The sequence below is a fragment of the Companilactobacillus farciminis KCTC 3681 = DSM 20184 genome (assembly GCF_002706745.1).
GTDB lineage: Bacteria > Bacillota > Bacilli > Lactobacillales > Lactobacillaceae > Companilactobacillus > Companilactobacillus farciminis.
In genome coordinates, this window is the sequence record NZ_CP017702.1 from 1628608 (window position 1) to 1643176 (window position 14569).

A 14569-nucleotide genomic window follows, 5' to 3' on the forward strand; every position below is an offset into this window, starting at 1 on the left:
CCATTTAATCAGTCAATATCAATCGCTGTGAATTAATTTTTAGATGTATTGTAGCTTCTTTTCTGCCATATAAGCACAATCGATAGTTGCGCCACCTAGACACTCCTCGCCGTCATAGAAGACAACTTCTTGTCCTGGTGTAATTGCACGAACCGGATTATCAAACTCAACGTTGACCTTGCCATCGCCTAAAACATGAACTGTAACGCCAGTATCTTGTTGACGATATCTGAACTTAGCTGTGGCATGGAAAGTATCGCCATAATCTAAGCCAGTAATAAATGACAAGTCAGATGCATCCAAATGATCAGCATATAGTCTTGGATTGTCATATCCTTGGTCGACATAAAGAATGTTCTTACTCATGTCCTTACCAACTACGAACCAAGGCTCGTTTGACTTACCATTTCCACCGATACCTAGTCCTTGTCTTTGACCAATTGTGTAGTACATCAAACCGGCGTGATCACCCTTGATCTCACCATCTGGTGTCATCATCTTACCAGGTTGTGCAGGCAAGAACTCGCTCAAGAACTTACGGAAGTTTCTCTCACCGATGAAACATACACCAGTTGAGTCCTTCTTCTTAGCAGTAGCTAGTCCAGCTTCCTCAGCAATACGACGAACTTCTGACTTTTGCATACCACCGATTGGGAACAATGCCTTTTGCAATTGCTCTTGTTGAACGGTACTCAAGAAATAAGTTTGATCCTTGTTAGCATCGCCACCACGAAGCAAGTGAACCACACCGTTGTCGTCACGGAATGATTGTGCATAGTGACCCATTGCGATGTAATCGGCGTTTAATTTGTTAGCGTAGTCCAAGAAAGCCTTGAACTTAACTTCTTTGTTACACATAACATCAGGGTTTGGTGTTCTACCCTTACGATATTCTGCTAGGAAGTACTCGAACACGCGGTCCCAATACTCCTTCTCAAAATTAACTGAGTAATAAGGAATACCAATCTTGTTGGCAACCTTAGCAACATCCTCATAATCCTCAGTAGCAGTACATACACCAGAGTCATCAGAATCGTCCCAGTTCTTCATGAAAACTCCAATAACCTCATAGCCTTGTTGTTTCAAAAGAAGTGCACTAACTGACGAGTCAACGCCACCACTCATACCTACTACAACACGCTTCTTCTTATTATCCATTTGAAAACCTCATTTTATTTAACTAATACGTTTTTTTCTTTCAAAAAGTTCATCAAGTAACGATAGTCACTGATTTCCTTTTCTACATCTTTAATTTTGAACATATTGATATTGTGCATACCACTCTTATCAGTGATCGACAATTTCAAACTGTCTAGATTCTTGCTAACAACGGCACGCAAATAATATCTAGCTTCGTAAGGAGATGACCCATTGATTGGGTGTTCCAGACGAAAACTACCTTTATTTGTTTCCATGAAACCTGAATCTAATAGTGAATATTTCTTTACTTCGGGGTTGAGTTCGTAAACTTCTTGATCCCCTTGTACTTGAGCTTGGCGTTTATCCATAATAATCATCCCTCATAATCAAATTTTCTCTTAATTATAAGTTTGAATAAAATTGCCTAATTAGTCAAGTCTTGCACGATTTTAACTAGTTTGTTGGTAAATTCCACTACTTCTTCTTCAGTATTGTCTTTACCAAAACTGATTCTGACTGAATCATTGATTCTTGGGCTGTCTTCACCATACATAGCCACTAAAACATGTGATGGTTCCAAACTTCCAGCAGTACATGCAGAACCTCCAGAAATTGCTACTTCGTCAAGATCCAATCTCGTCAATAAAACACCGCGATCGATTCCTGGCAAATACAAATTCATCACGTGATTCAAAGCATGTTTATCCTTTGGTCCATTGATGTCAAAATCAATTTTATTCTCTGTTAAGATCTTTTGAATCGTTTGTTTAAATCCAAAATAACGATCTTGTCGAGCTTGTTTTTCTTCCGGAGTAATCAACTCAACGGCTTTAGCAAAACCAGCGATGGCAGGGACATTTTCTGTTCCCGCACGACGTTTGGTTTCTTGATCGCCACCTTTAATAAAAGATGGAATATGTATATCATCATTGATATACAAAAAGCCGATGAATTTCGGTCCATTAATCTTATGAGCCGAAGTCGATAACATATCAATGTGTTGGTCTTTGACATCAATATCTTCCATACCAAATGCTTGCACAGCATCAGTGTGGAAATATGCTTGATGGTCTTTTAAGACTTCACCAATTTCTTTGATTGGATTCATCGAACCAACTTCATTGTTGCCGTACATGATCGTTACTAAAATCGTATCGTCACGCAAAGCATCTTTGACTTGTTGAGCAGTCACTTCGCCGCGTTCATTGGGTTTTAGATAAGTTACTTCAAAACCTAATGTCTCTAAATAAGCTAACGGTTTAAGAATCGCTTCATGCTCAATCGCAGTCGTTATGATATGTTTACCTAGTTTTTGTCTAGATAATGCTGTTTGAATTACAGCGGTATTGTCACTCTCGGTCCCTCCACTAGTAAAGACAATTTCTGAGTCTTTAGCGTTGAGACTTTGAGCAATCGTATGCCGGCTTTCATCCAAAACCTTTCGAGCTTGACGACCAAAATAATTGGTAGCAGATGCATTACCAAAATTATTAGCCATCTGTTCACTGATTACATCGACTACAGGTGTAGCCATCGGTGTGGTGGCAGCATTATCTAAATAAATAAATGCCACAATAAATCCCCTCTATTCTTGGTCTAAAAAGTTCAATAACATAGTTACTGATTTGCGTCCGGCTTGTAAAACAAATTCGTCAAAGTTTACACTAGCATTTTCGTCGCCCACATCACTCATTGAACGAATAACAACGAATGGTGTTTTGAATTCAACACAGACTTGAGCCACAGCTGCGCCTTCCATTTCTGCTGCCAAAGCATCAGGGAACGACTTTTTAATTGTAGCAATTTTTTCTTTTCCGTCAACAAATTGGTCTCCGGAAACGATCAAACCGACTTTACTAGTTAGACCAGTTCTTGTCGCAGCTTCTGAAATTGCCTTGACATAATCAGGATCAGCGTTGAAATAAAGGTCTTTTTGAGGAAGTTGACCAATCTTATAACCAAAACCAGTTGCGTCAACATCGTGATAAGCTAGTTTGTCAGAAATTACCACGTCGCCGACACTTAATCCTTCACCAATTCCACCAGCTGAACCAGTATTAACGATAAAATCTGGTTGATAACGATCATTCATCAAAGTTGCTGTCATACCTGCTTGAACTTTACCAATACCACTTTGGGCAAGGTATACTTCGTGGTTCTTATAGCTACCTAGAGTAAATTCCACCCCAGCGACAGTAACTGTTTGAATGTCTGTCAAAGACTCCTTCATTAATTTGATTTCTTCTTCCATAGGGACGATTACGCCAATTTTCATACTTTAACTCCTTTAAATAAAAAATAAGATTAAAAAGACCAGAACAATGAGGCCGAATACTGTAATGATGGCAATATTCAACTTCTTTTTCAATTTATTTGTCTTATACTCAAAAACTTCCAAATTTTCTTGAATAGTTTGCTCTGGATGTTGCTGTTGATACTCTTTTTCAGCACGTTCTCTTTCCTGCTGTCTGATTCTTTGTTGCTGTGCTTCTACTTGATCAGCACGAACTACTGTCTGTGGGTGATTGGATTTTTTAACTTTAGAATTAACAAAATCTTTTACTTTTGAAAACATTTATTTTTCCTTTGCCTTTAATAATTCCCAATAAGTAATTGCGTAAATACTCTTAGCATCGCAAATGACACCATCTTTAACTTGTTGTTTAGCTTCATCTAAAGTTAGGCTTTCAACATTTAAAAATTCATCTGGATCGAGTGGACGCTTGAATTCAACTTTTTGTAAATCTTTTGCCACAAAGACAGTTAATTTTTCGTTGGAATATCCCGGACTAGCGAAGAAAGCTGTGACCTTTTCTAAATTCTTAGTCGTCAAGCCTAATTCTTCATCCATCTCACGCAAGGCAACTTCTTTTAAGTCACTACCTTCGTCGGGATCGATTTTTCCAGCGGGAATTTCCAAAGTTTCTTGTTCCATAGGTGTACGCCATTGTCTGACAAAAATCATCTTGTCATCGTCAGTAAAAGGAATAATTGCCACAGCACCGTGATGTTCAACAACTTCACGAATATCGGGAATGCCGTTTGGCAAAACTACTTGTTCCACATTGACATCAAAAATTTTTCCGCCAAACATTTGTTTCTTGGCAACTACTTCTTCATAATATCTTGAATCTTCTTTATTCATTTTGAGACCTTCCTGACTTGATTAATCGAACTACTGACATCACAATTGCAATCAAACAAATAACAACCGCAAGTGTCATTGTAACACGCATTCCGTCGATAAAAATATCTGGTCGACCTTCAATATAAGTCGTAACTGGTTGACCATAAAATTGACTCATGGATAGGAACAACACGGTCGTTGATACGGATACACCGATAATCATTCCTAAATTACGTGACAAAGCATTCAAGCCACCGGCAATTCCGAGGTCGTGCGTCTCTACTGAACTCATGATCATCGTATTGTTGGGAGCTTGAAACAGTCCGTTACCTAGACCATTTAAACCGATAAATAACAGTATAAACCAAATACTAGTTTTTAGGTTAAAAGCTAGATATCCTAATTGGGCAATTTCAATCACAACTAAGCCGACTATTGTCAAAATAATTGGATTGACCCTTGCAGATATTTTACCAGAAATTGGTGCGACTACAACCTGTACCAATGGAAATGCCATCAAAATGTATCCAGCTGTCGACGCTGCAATCCCTAAGGCATTCTCCAAATAAAACGGCGAAACAACGTTAAAGAAGAAATTCGTTACAAAGATAAAAAATCCCGCAACTAATCCCAAAGTAAAATTATTATTTTTAAAAATCCTCAATTCAATCATCGGATTGGCAACTCGTTTTTCAATTCGCAAGAACAACCACAAACAAATCAAAGCAACGACAAAAGTCACAATAATATATGGTTTAGTGAACCCGACTGCCTGACCAATGAAAATAGCACTGAAGAATAACAATAAGGTTACAAAATAGGCCAAAAATCCTTTCGTATCAAACTTTTTAGGATTAGTAGATTCCGTCTTTGGTAAGTTGAAATACCCTAATAGCAAAGCAATGATACCGATCGGCAAATTAATCCAAAAAATATAGCTCCAGTGAAAATGTCCTAAAATAATTCCACCGATTCCTGGTCCAGCGATAGCACCGATTGATACGAATGAACCAATGTAACCTAGGGCATAACCTCTTTCTGACAAAGGGAAAGTTTGCGTGATGATACCATTATTCGTTGCCATGGCCATTGAAGCCCCAATTGCTTGTAAAACTCGACCTAGCAATAAAACAATCAGACTGTTACTTAAACCACACACGATGGAGCCGGCAATGAAAAGAATCGACCCTATCTTAAATACTTTGATTTTTCCGATTGAATCAGCAATCTTTCCAAACATTAATAAGAAGATACAAATAGTTACTAAATAAATTGAAACGACCCATTCAGCCATATTCATGCCAATGTGCAAATTCTTACTGATCACTGGTAAAGCAATATTTACGATTGAACCATCTAAAGTCGCCATCAAAGTAAAGATACCGACTGAGATCAGAATCATCCATCTTCTTGGATTTACTTGTTCGCTCATTTTTCTCTCCTTTACACCAAAGAAAAAGAAAGCACTAATCAGCGCTTTCTTCATCTTTGATATTAACATTTACCGCTTGTGGTCCTTTATAGCCAGGAGCAATTTCAAAATTAACTTCTAGTCCATCTTTGATGAAATAGTCGTCACGATTCAAAACTGAGTCCGCAAAGAAAAAGATATCTTCCTCGCCATTATTTATGAAGCCAAAACCACGGTTATTATTAAATCTTACAATTTTTCCTGTGAACATTATTCACCATTCCTAATCATCAAAGCCTTCAGCCTTTGTTTCTGGATACTCTTCAGCAACAATTTTAGCACATCTAGCACAGAATGTTGGATAATTACTGTCGCTACCAACATCAGTCTTGATCATACGACATCTTTGACAAACTTCGCCTTCAGCCTTTTGAACTAAGACATCAGCTAATTCATACTTGTCAGCATTTTCTGGTGCTGCATCAACTAATTCAAATTGAGAAACGATCAACAATTGACCAAAGTTGCTATCAATCTTGTCAAGAACTGCTTTTAGTTCATCACTAGGATGTACAGTAACCTTAGCTTCAAGTGATTTACCAATCAATTTGTCTGCACGGGCAACTTCAAGTGACTTCAAGACATTATCTCTAAAGTCCATGAATACTTGCCAATCCTTTTGAATTTCTGCTTCATCAGGGATTTCTTCAACAGCTGGCATTTCAGCTAATTGAACGAATTCTTCTGGCTCCTTGAGGTATTCCCAAACTTGTTCCATTGTATGTGGAAGGATTGGTGTCAATAACTTAGCTAGTTTAACAACTGTTTCGTAAATAACAGTTTGCATTGAACGACGTGAATGTGCATCTTCAGCATCGATATAAACAACATCCTTAGCAAAGTCTAAGTAGAAAGTAGACATTTCATTGACGATGAAACTAACGACATTCTTAGCCACGTCAGCAAAGTCATACTTGTCATAGTCACTTAGAACTTCTTTAACTAAGTTGTTCAACTTAACCTTGATGTACTTGTCTTCTGGACGAAGATCATCGTAACTAACGGCATTAGTCTCAGGATCAAAGTCAGTTGTGTTAGCTAACATAAATCTGATAGTATTTCTGATCTTACGGTAAGTTTCAGAAACTTGTTTGAATGAGTCAACTGAAACAGAAACATCAGAACTTGAATCAACTGAAGCAACCCATAGACGGATAATTTCAGCACCAAATTGTCTTTCGATATCACTAGGAGCAATAACGTTACCGAGTGATTTACTCATCTTAACGCCATTCTTATCCAAAGTGAAACCTTGTGAAAGAATTGACTTGTATCCAGCTTCACCAAATGCAGCAACTGATGTTACTAACATTGAATTGAACCAACCACGATATTGGTCAGAACCTTCAAGAATCAAATCAGCTGGGAAAGTTAGATTATCACGAGTTTTCGCAACTCCCGCATGAACTGTCCCAGAGTCGAACCAAACGTCCAAGATATCTGTTTCCTTAGTGAATTTACCATTTGGTGAACCGGCATTAGTATAGCCTTCTGGAAGAAGATCCTTAGCATCTCTTTCAAACCAAACGTTAGAACCATATTTACCGAACAATTCAGCTACGTGATCAACAGTTTCTTTAGTCATGATAGGGTCGCCATTTTCAGCATAGAAAATTGGTAGTGGAACACCCCAAGCACGTTGTCTAGAAATTACCCAGTCGCCACGGTCACGAATCATGTTGTAAAGACGAGTTTTACCCCAAGCTGGCTTGAAGTCGATCTTGTCGATAGCATCAAGAATTTGTTGTCTGAATTTATCGATTGAAGCAAACCACTGTGGTGTAGCACGGAAAATAACTGGTTTCTTAGTACGCCAATCATGTGGATAACTGTGAGTGAAGAAACTCAACTTCAAGAGTGAGCCGTTTTCCTTCATACGTTCTGTAATCAACTTGTTAGCGTCATCGTAGAAGACACCTTGATATTCAGGTACTTCATCAGTGAATTTACCTTGAGCATCGATTGGTGAGAAGACTGGCAACTTGTATTTCATACCAACAACAAAGTCATCGGCACCAAATCCAGGAGCTGTATGAACTAAACCAGTACCATCATCAAGCGTTACGTGGTTACCTAAGATCAAAAGTGATTCTTGGTCGTAGAATGGATGTGTTGCTGTAACGTATTCCAACTCTGAACCTTTGAATGTCTTAAGGATTTCAACGTTTTCCCAACCTAATTCTTCTTGAACGTATTGGATTCTTTCTTGAGCCACAACGTATTTCTTACCATCAGCGTTAACTTCAGCATAGATGAACTTAGGGTTCACACAGATAGCCTTGTTTGATGGAATTGTCCAAGGAGTAGTTGTCCAAATAATGAATGATGCATCATCGTCAACAACACCTTTACCATCGCGGACTTTGAAAGCTACGAAAATTGATGGTGACTTGATATCTTTATATTCAACTTCGGCTTCAGCTAGAGTTGATTCTGAAGATGGTGACCAATAAACTGGTTTCTTACCACGATAGATATAACCTTTGTCAACCATTTCACCAAAGACTTTAACTTCGGCTTCTTCAAATTCTTTTTGATATGTAATGTATGGGTGATCCCAATCAGCTGAAACACCTAAGCGTTTGAAACCAGCCATTTGTTTCTTGATTTCACCTTCAGCGAATTCGTAACACAATTGACGATATTCGCTCATTGTCATTTCCTTACGTTTAACACCTTTTTTAGCAAGTTGTTGTTCGATTGGAAGACCATGAGTATCCCAACCAGGAACGTAAGGTGAACGGAAGCCGTCCATTGACTTGTAACGCACGATGATATCCTTTGAAATCTTGTTCAAAGCATGTCCCATGTGAATGTCACCATTAGCAAATGGAGGTCCATCCAATAATTCGAAAGTTGGTTTACCTTCGTTTAATTTTTGACGCTTTTCATAAATTTTGTTTTCTTCCCAAGCCTTTTCCCATTCCGCTTCTTTGTTTGGAAGGTTACCACGCATTGGAAACTTAGTTTTACCTAAGTTTAGAGTATCTTTTACTCGCATCTTTTCACCCCTTCTGAAAATAAAAAGAACCCATCCAATTTAGGACGAGTTCTCGCTATACCACCTATTGGTAAATTACATAAATTGTTTAAGAGTTGATATACCTAGATTAATTTTTACTAGTCTCACACCATACACTAGCTCGCTGAAAAAACATCCAAAAGGCACTTGTTCTCTTAGGTTATTTTTTAGGATCATCACCAGATTTATCATCAGAAAAATTGAACGTTGGTTCATTTTGTTGATGATTAATCGTATATGTTTCATCTGGTTGGTCATCCTGATAATTGTCATTATAGTTCATTTGATCTGAATTGAAAACTGATTCTTGATTATTTTCATAATCTTGTGAATTTTTTTGTTGATTATTTTGATAATTGGCACCTGTATCAACGTCCGAATGATCGCCAACTTCTTGTTTTAACTTGTCAGTAGAAGTACTGTCATTAAGTTTCGACCATTCAGGACTGTCAACCATATCTAATTGTTGTTTCAACATGCCTTGCAAACCTTGACGGAAAGAATTGACGCTCTTCTTAAGATTGTCAGTTTCAATTGTCACTTGGCGTGCTCGATCAGAAGCGTCTTGCAAAATTTGGTTGGACTTTTCAGTTGATTGGTTCAACAAGTCACGAGCTTTCTTTTGAGACTCTTCTACAATGATCTGGGCTTCTTGTTCAGATTCATTTTTAACCTTCTCAGCGGCCTCTTGAGCCACCAAAATAGATTGATTCAAAGCATCCTTCATATCAGTAAAGTATTTCAACTGTTCTGAAGTCTCTTTGAGCTCTTTTTCTAGTTGAGCATTTTTTTGGAGAGCTAAATTATAGTCTTGAGCTGCTTGTTTCAAAAAACTATCAACTTGGTCGCGGTCATAGCCTCGAAATTTACTATCAAATTCTTTATCCTGTATTTCTACTGGTGACAATACCATAACTTCACGCCCCTATTTCTTAAAGATATTAACGAGCAAGATGTACTTGCTGTTCTTTGATCGACCCATAATATCATTGATTCGAATACGACCAAAGCCTCTAACACTTAGAGTATCAGTAATGGCAATAAACGCAGACGCATTCTTATTTACGACCCAATTTATTTGGACCTTACCGTGATCCACCAAGGCTTTAGAATTTTGTCGCGACAAATCATAAACCGTCGAAATAATCGAGTCCAAGCGTAATGACTGCACAAGGACTGTTTCATCGACTGATTCATCTTTAGGCAAAAGAACCTCAGAAAAATCTTTTTTAATCAAATGAATCTTGTAAGGATCAATCTTTTTCACTTGTTCCTCAATGTATTCACTCATTGAATCAAATACAAAAAATTGCCAATTTTCACCATCGGTAATTATGTCTCCAAAACGGTCACGTTCTACGCCTGAACCTGTTAATGAGCCTAATATTTGACCGTGATGTAAATTAGCAAACTTTTCTGGATAACGTATTTCATACATGGCAATCCCAAAATCTGAATCCTGCGGTACAAAATAGTCAGGAGCAACTATCCCCCTGACTCTTTCAGCATTTCCAAAACCCCCGAAGTAATGGACGTACAAGTCGTCATACTTATTGATCAGGTTATTCAAAATTGTTTGTTCACGCAGATTCAAAAAATCAGTCAATTGCGGTGTATACATCGTTTGAGCTTTTAATAAAATATCGCTTATTTTATCAATGAACGGCTTTTCTTCTGGACGAAAATAGCCGCCGCCAATGATTGTATTTTTATCATCCATAGTTAAATTATTAAAAATATCGCTTTCTGCAATAATCGAATCAATATCAGTGCAACTATTGGAGAAAAATCTAGAAAACCTATACTAGTAGGAATAAATCTTCTAATTAAGTTCAAGAATGGATCTACTGCTCTAACTATCAAACTTCCGAAAGCTGAATTATACAATGAAGGTATAAAAGACAATATACAATACAAAAAAATTATAAATTCATAGAATTCGAAAGCCAAACTAATAATGAACGGCAGTCCACTTACAATTCGATCCATATCATTCCTCGACTTTATTCGTTTATATCTGGTATGCTTCCGTCGATTTCAAACTTAGGTGGTGTGCAAAGAAAAATCTTATCGCCGACACGCTTGATTTCACCATTGATGGCATAGATTGCACCTGTCAAAAAGTCCACGATCCGTTTTGATTGTTGATCATTGACATTAGTGAAATTAACGATCACTGCTTTATTATTCAAAAGCTGTTTAGCGATAACTTTCGCATCTGAGTAAACCCTAGGTTGATAAATAGCAATTTTGCTGTTGGCTTTAGTTCTAGCTTCACTAGCTGTACTCATAGATACTACCTTTTCGTTATTTGCGTAGTTTTCTTGCTTTGGTTCTGCTTCTGGCTTCTTTTCTTCGAAGTCGTCTTCATCATTGATACCAAAAAAACTGCCTAACTTTTCAAATGCCATAGGAAAGTCTCCTTTTATTTTTTGTTACGACGCTTAAAAATTGGAGGAGTTGAATCGTCATCATCATCGCTTAAATCAATTGTTTCTGGTTTTTGGAAAATCTCAAAGTCGCCCTTTTCGCCAGAAACGTTACTGTTCTTGGATGCATCACGATTAATATCCCAATCTGCTAAAGGATCATTTGATGGTTTAGCTTGAGGCTTTGCTTGTGCTTGCTCCTCTGGCTTCTTGCTGTTATCCAAAGTAGCTCTTGGATTGTGCAATGGACGTCTAGCTGGTTCTTTCTTCTTGTCGCCACTTTCAACACCAGTAGCAATAACTGTTACCTTAACTTGATCACCTAAAGTATCGTCGATTGAAGTACCAAAGATAATATTAACATCAGATGTAGCTTGTTCGGAAACAATTTGCGCTGCATCTTGTGCTTCAAATAGTGATAAGTCTGGTCCACCAGTAATATTAAGAAGAACTTGTTTAGCACCGTCAATTGAAACTTCAAGCAATGGTGAAGAAATAGCTTTCTTAGTAGCTTCAGTAATTCTGTTTTCGCCATTAGCTGTACCAATACCCATCAAAGCAGAACCTTGATCTGACATAACTGTCTTAACATCGGCAAAGTCCAAGTTAACGAAACCAGGTGATGTGATCAAATCTGAGATGCTTTGAACACCTTGACGTAAAACATCATCAGCTACACTGAAGGCTTCGTTCATTGGTGTCTTCTTATCAACGATTTCCAATAGTTTGCTGTTAGAAATCAAAACTAATGTATCAACATCTTTTTTAAGCTCAGTAATTCCATCAGCGGCAAAACGTGAACGCTTAGCACCTTCGAAAGCAAATGGACGTGTAACAACGCCGACTGTCAAAGCACCACTTTCTTTAGCAATGTTTGCAACGATAGGAGCAGCACCAGTACCAGTTCCACCACCCATTCCGGCAGTGACAAAAATCATATCTGCGCCTTCAAGAGCTTCTTTAATGGCTTCTTCACTTTCTTGAGCAGCTTTTTGTCCAACCTCAGGATTCGAACCAGCACCTAATCCTCTTGTCAATTTGGGTCCTAATTGAATCTTAGTTTCAGCATTTGAATTTTCTAGAGCTTGAACATCAGTATTAGCAGCGATGAATTGAACACCTTTGATATCTGCTTCAACCATTCGATTAACAGCATTTCCGCCGGCACCACCGACACCGATAACTTTAATTACCGCTCCCTTGTTTTGGCTTGAGTCTAAAGTATATTCCATTAAGGAGTTCCTCCTACAAATCATTTAATTTATTATTTACTAATCAAAAAATCTACTCCAAAAGTCCTTGAACTTCGACGTCTTCTTTTCCTTTGGTTCTGGCGTCTCTTCTTCAGTTGGTTGGTCCTCTTGAGTCGTATCAACCGTTTGCTCTGGTTGTGGTTCTGGAGCAGTCGGTTGAGGTCTACTATTTGACACAGTAGCACCATTGACAACATTGTCAGCAATTACTCCAATGTCATTCAATCTTGAAGCATAAGTAACTAATCCTAACCCTAACGAGTAAGAAGGATAGCGCATACCCATTTGTGTAGGCACATAGCTTCTTACCTTAACGTCAAAAATCTTTCGTGCAAGATCTTCGATGTTAGGAGTTGCTGCTACACCACCAGTCAAAACAATACCACCCGGAAGTGATAAAGCTCCAGCCTCTTCTAGCGGTGCTTGCAATCTCGTAAAGACTTGGTTCAATCTAGCTTCAATGATCTCAGCTAAATATTCTTCTGAAATCATGGTTGGTTCACTCTTACCAACTACTTCTACGTTAATGTTTTCTTCAGTATCTGATTTATCAGCTGATGCATTACCGTAATAAAGTTTTAATTGGTTGGCATTTTCAACTGTCGTATTCAAGACGACGGAAATATCATGCGTGACATAATCTCCACCTTCAAAATCTACAGTTGACAATTTCAAGTTGTGATCATGGACAACAGAAGCAGTCGTTTGACCAGCTCCCATATCGATGATAACGGCTCCGAAATCACTTTCACCGTCATTTAATACCACCTGACTCAATGCCATTGGAGAGATTACTTTATGAATAATATTTAGACCGGCCTTTTGAATGGCCTTTTTAGTATTATGTACGATTGTTTTTGGCGCTGTGTAAATGATTCCCGTCATTTCCAAACGAACGCCAATCATTCCACGTGGATCACGAATATTAGTGAAGCCATCAACGGAAAATTGTTTAGGTATTAGAGAAACTACTTCTCTTTCACTAGGTAAGTTTTGGACCATAGCGGCCAGCATTACTTGTCTGACATCATTTTCATTGATTTCTTTTGACTGAGAACCAACTGCTATCATCCCTTGGCATTTCTCAATCTGTAACATGTTTGCCGATATACCGACTACAACGTTACGAATGGTTATATTTGCTTGTGTTTCGGCCTTTTTAATGGCTTTTTTGATAGCTCCTGCCGCTTTGTCTATATCGACTATAACGCCACGGCTAACTCCTTCAGAACGTTCGCTTCCAACGCCCACGATACTCAATCTATCATCTGACGATTCAGCAACGACTACTTTTATCGAATTAGTACCAATATCTAGACCTACAAAGAATTCAGAATTGTCCATTAATCGTGGCAGCCTCCCTTACCTAGAAAAATCTATTCACTAAAAAATTTTAACACAAATATGATTATATTAAACCTATTTCTTGTCTTTAAAGGGATAAGAATAGGCACCGATCTCTAAATCTATAACGCCTTTTTTCTTCATCTGTGACGCCATGCCCGGATAGTATTTCAGCTTCGACTGAACCGTCCTCATGTCAGCAATCACTTTATTGCCATCATTCATATCGATTTTGATACGATAGGGGTTCAATTTTGTTGGAGCATTACGTATCTCAGAAATGTTAGTTTGAATGTTTTTAGCCAACTTAGCATAAATATTGGAAATTTGTTTCAATCTTTTATGACTAAAATTACTATAAATTGGATAACTTCCAATCGGTGAATTGAGTTTTTGATTAATGATCTGGCCATTGTTGATGATTCGATAATAACCACCGTTCTTGGCTATAAACCCAAGCGTTGGACGTTCCTTAACAGTAATCGTCAAGTCGCGCAAATTGTGAGTACGCAGTGAAATTGATTCAATCGATGGTAATTTTTTTTCAGTCTCTTTTGAAATCGAACCGTGGTGCAACAAAACATTGAACAAATTAGAATGGTCATCAATTTCCGTAGCATTGATAACTTGCTGTGCTCCTAAATCGTTCACGCCTTTGACGTTGATATTTCTAACTTTACTCAAGGGCGAACCAAAATAAGCAATTAAAACTATCAAAAAAACTAACATGATGATCAAACTGTTTTTACTTACTTTGATTTTTATCTTCTTCAACACCTAATC

At 37.9% G+C, this 14569-nt stretch carries 16 protein-coding genes; all 16 read right to left on the bottom strand.

Annotated elements, in window-relative coordinates:
• Positions 1 to 39: 39 nt before the first annotated feature.
• The 16 genes from mnmA to LF20184_RS07975 all read right to left on the bottom strand — a co-directional run bounded on the left by mnmA (position 40) and on the right by LF20184_RS07975 (position 14560).
• A complete protein-coding gene (mnmA, locus tag LF20184_RS07900) occupies positions 40 to 1158 on the bottom strand; it encodes a tRNA 2-thiouridine(34) synthase MnmA (protein WP_056945164.1) in 1119 nt (372 codons plus the stop codon).
• Positions 1159 to 1172: 14 nt separating this feature from the next.
• A complete protein-coding gene (locus tag LF20184_RS07905) occupies positions 1173 to 1508 on the bottom strand; it encodes a hypothetical protein (protein WP_010020099.1) in 336 nt (111 codons plus the stop codon).
• Between the two features lie 56 nt (positions 1509 to 1564).
• Positions 1565 to 2713 (bottom strand): cysteine desulfurase family protein, encoded by a 1149-nt coding sequence (locus tag LF20184_RS07910; RefSeq protein ID WP_010020100.1) that lies wholly within the window; start codon positions 2711 to 2713, stop codon positions 1565 to 1567.
• Between the two features lie 12 nt (positions 2714 to 2725).
• Positions 2726 to 3415 (bottom strand): 5'-methylthioadenosine/adenosylhomocysteine nucleosidase, encoded by a 690-nt coding sequence (locus tag LF20184_RS07915; RefSeq protein WP_010020101.1) that lies wholly within the window; start codon positions 3413 to 3415, stop codon positions 2726 to 2728.
• 12 nt (positions 3416 to 3427) lie between these two features.
• Entirely contained in the window at positions 3428 to 3715 is a 288-nt protein-coding gene (locus LF20184_RS07920; protein ID WP_010020102.1) for a hypothetical protein, read from the bottom strand.
• Positions 3716 to 4285 (bottom strand): NUDIX hydrolase, encoded by a 570-nt coding sequence (locus tag LF20184_RS07925; protein WP_010020103.1) that lies wholly within the window; start codon positions 4283 to 4285, stop codon positions 3716 to 3718.
• The gene (locus tag LF20184_RS07930; protein ID WP_010020104.1) at positions 4278 to 5699 is read right to left on the bottom strand and encodes an MFS transporter; all 1422 of its coding nucleotides are present in this window, start codon (positions 5697 to 5699) and stop codon (positions 4278 to 4280) included. The genes LF20184_RS07925 and LF20184_RS07930 overlap by 8 nt, the downstream gene beginning before the upstream one ends.
• 34 nt (positions 5700 to 5733) lie before the next feature.
• Positions 5734 to 5949 carry a cold-shock protein gene (locus LF20184_RS07935; protein WP_010020107.1) on the bottom strand — a complete coding sequence of 72 codons (216 nt, stop codon included), beginning with the start codon at positions 5947 to 5949 and terminating at the stop codon, positions 5734 to 5736.
• A 12-nt stretch (positions 5950 to 5961) separates the two neighbouring features.
• The gene (gene ileS, locus LF20184_RS07940) at positions 5962 to 8739 is read right to left on the bottom strand and encodes an isoleucine--tRNA ligase (RefSeq protein WP_010020108.1); all 2778 of its coding nucleotides are present in this window, start codon (positions 8737 to 8739) and stop codon (positions 5962 to 5964) included.
• A gap of 181 nt (positions 8740 to 8920) precedes the next feature.
• Positions 8921 to 9673, bottom strand: a complete 753-nt coding sequence (locus LF20184_RS07945; RefSeq protein WP_010020109.1) for a DivIVA domain-containing protein — start codon at positions 9671 to 9673, stop codon at positions 8921 to 8923.
• A gap of 12 nt (positions 9674 to 9685) precedes the next feature.
• Positions 9686 to 10480 carry a YlmH family RNA-binding protein gene (locus tag LF20184_RS07950; protein ID WP_010020110.1) on the bottom strand — a complete coding sequence of 265 codons (795 nt, stop codon included), beginning with the start codon at positions 10478 to 10480 and terminating at the stop codon, positions 9686 to 9688.
• 2 nt (positions 10481 to 10482) lie between these two features.
• The gene (locus LF20184_RS07955; protein WP_010020111.1) at positions 10483 to 10749 is read right to left on the bottom strand and encodes a YggT family protein; all 267 of its coding nucleotides are present in this window, start codon (positions 10747 to 10749) and stop codon (positions 10483 to 10485) included.
• A gap of 14 nt (positions 10750 to 10763) precedes the next feature.
• On the bottom strand, positions 10764 to 11171 hold the full coding sequence (locus LF20184_RS07960; protein WP_010020112.1) for a cell division protein SepF: 408 nt from the start codon (positions 11169 to 11171) through the stop codon (positions 10764 to 10766).
• Positions 11172 to 11185: 14 nt separating this feature from the next.
• Positions 11186 to 12421: a cell division protein FtsZ gene (gene ftsZ, locus LF20184_RS07965; RefSeq protein WP_010020113.1), complete on the bottom strand. Its 1236-nt coding sequence runs from the start codon at positions 12419 to 12421 to the stop codon at positions 11186 to 11188.
• A 39-nt stretch (positions 12422 to 12460) separates the two neighbouring features.
• Positions 12461 to 13786 carry a cell division protein FtsA gene (gene ftsA / locus LF20184_RS07970; RefSeq protein WP_010020115.1) on the bottom strand — a complete coding sequence of 442 codons (1326 nt, stop codon included), beginning with the start codon at positions 13784 to 13786 and terminating at the stop codon, positions 12461 to 12463.
• Positions 13787 to 13861: 75 nt separating this feature from the next.
• The gene (locus LF20184_RS07975; protein ID WP_056945165.1) at positions 13862 to 14560 is read right to left on the bottom strand and encodes a cell division protein FtsQ/DivIB; all 699 of its coding nucleotides are present in this window, start codon (positions 14558 to 14560) and stop codon (positions 13862 to 13864) included.
• Between the last annotated feature and the right edge of the window lie 9 nt (positions 14561 to 14569).